This window comes from Mycobacterium zoologicum (assembly GCF_020181635.2).
GTDB classification, from domain to species: domain Bacteria; phylum Actinomycetota; class Actinomycetes; order Mycobacteriales; family Mycobacteriaceae; genus Mycobacterium; species Mycobacterium zoologicum.
In genome coordinates this window covers 1-1,472 of record NZ_JAYJJS010000077.1, presented here as the reverse complement: position 1 = coordinate 1,472, position 1,472 = coordinate 1, and the positions used below count along the sequence as shown (strand labels likewise).

Here is a 1,472-nt window from a genome sequence, read left to right as displayed (position 1 = left end):
GAGGAATTGTCAATACCTGTGGATCGGGGTGTTTCAGGCGACCTCCGTTTCGGTTGATTCGGCCGGCTCGGGCGGTGTGATGTCGGCGGGGCGTTCGAGTAGCTTGCCTTTGTGGAAGACGGCGCCGGCACGGACGAGGGCGACCAGGTGGGGTGCGTTGACTGCCCGCCACCGGGCTTGTGCGGCGTCGATAAGCTTGTAGGCCATGGCAATTCCGGCCGCGCGGGATCCCGGCCCCTTGGTGACCTTCGTCCGCAATCGCACGGTGGCGAAGGTTGATTCGATCGGATTCGTGGTGCGCAAGTGGATCCAGTGTTCGGCTGGGTATTTGTAGAACTCCAACAGCACGTCGGCGTCGTCGACGATCTTGGCGACCGCCTTGGGGTACTTGGCGCCGTAGTCGATCTCGAAGGCCTTGATCGCGACCTGCGCGTGGTCGAGGTCCTCGGCGTTGTAGATCTCCCGCATCGCCGCGACCGCACCGGGTTGCGCCGATTTGGGCAGGCAGGAAAGGACATTGGCCTGTTTGTGAAACCAGCAGCGCTGCTCGCGGGTAGCCGGGAACACCTCGCGCATCGCCTTCCAAAAGCCCAGTGCACCGTCACCGACGGCCAACACCGGGGCGATCATCCCGCGGCGGCGACACGACCGCAGCAGATCGGCCCACGACTCGGTCGATTCTCGATACCCGTCGGCCAGGGCGACGAGTTCCTTGCGGCCATCGGAGCGGACCCCGATCATCACCAACAGGCACAGCTTCTCCTGCTCGAGGCGGACCTTGAGGTGAATGCCGTCGACCCACAGGTAGACGAAGTCAGTGCCCGACAGATCCCGGGCCCCGAAGGCCTTGGCCTCCTCCTGCCACTGGCTGGTCAGCCGTGTGATCGTCGTCGCCGAGAGCCCGGCACTGGACCCGAGGAACTGCTCCAAGGCCGGCCCGAAGTCACTGGTCGACAGGCCGTGCAGGTACAGCAGCGGCAGCACCTCAGTCATCTGCGGGGACTTGCGCGCCCACGCCGGCAGGATCGCCGAGGAAAACCGCTGCCGCTCACCGGTATCGGCGTCGATACGCTTGTCGTTGACCCGCGGCGCGGTCACCGCCACCGCGCCCGCGGCGGTCAACACCTCACGCCCGGCGTGGGAGCCGTTGCGGACCACCAGCCGGCGACCGCTCTCATCGAGCTCACCGGCGTGGGCATCGATGTAGGCGGCCACCTCAGCCTTCAGCGCCGCGGCCAGCATCTGCCGGGCGCCGTCGCGCACGATCTCATCCAACAACGACCGACCACCGCCGTCATTGGCGTTGGCCTCATCGGTGTCGTGAACTACGGTGAGCATGGGCGTACCTTCCCAACCAGCGCGTCAACGCCGGTCTTGATCAGAGAACCTTGGACTTCAGATCATCCCCGGGAAGGTGCGCCCACTTTCATGCCGCCCCACCGAGGGTCATCCACAGGTTCTGATCATTGCTC

Annotated in this window: 1 protein-coding gene; it reads right to left on the bottom strand. The window is 65.4% G+C overall.

Going from position 1 to position 1,472, the window contains the following annotated elements; translation table 11 throughout:
* Window positions 1-33 precede the first annotated feature (33 nt).
* Window positions 34-1,338: an IS256 family transposase gene (locus K6T84_RS23805; protein WP_006242318.1), complete on the bottom strand. Its 1,305-nt coding sequence runs from the start codon at window positions 1,336-1,338 to the stop codon at window positions 34-36.
* Window positions 1,339-1,472: the final 134 nt, after the last annotated feature.

Bases quoted from the DNA above. Each gene is read 5' to 3' on its own strand.
- K6T84_RS23805 (WP_006242318.1), bottom strand. From the start codon at position 1,338: ATGCTCACCGTAGTTCACGACACCGATGAGGCCAACGCCAATGACGGC.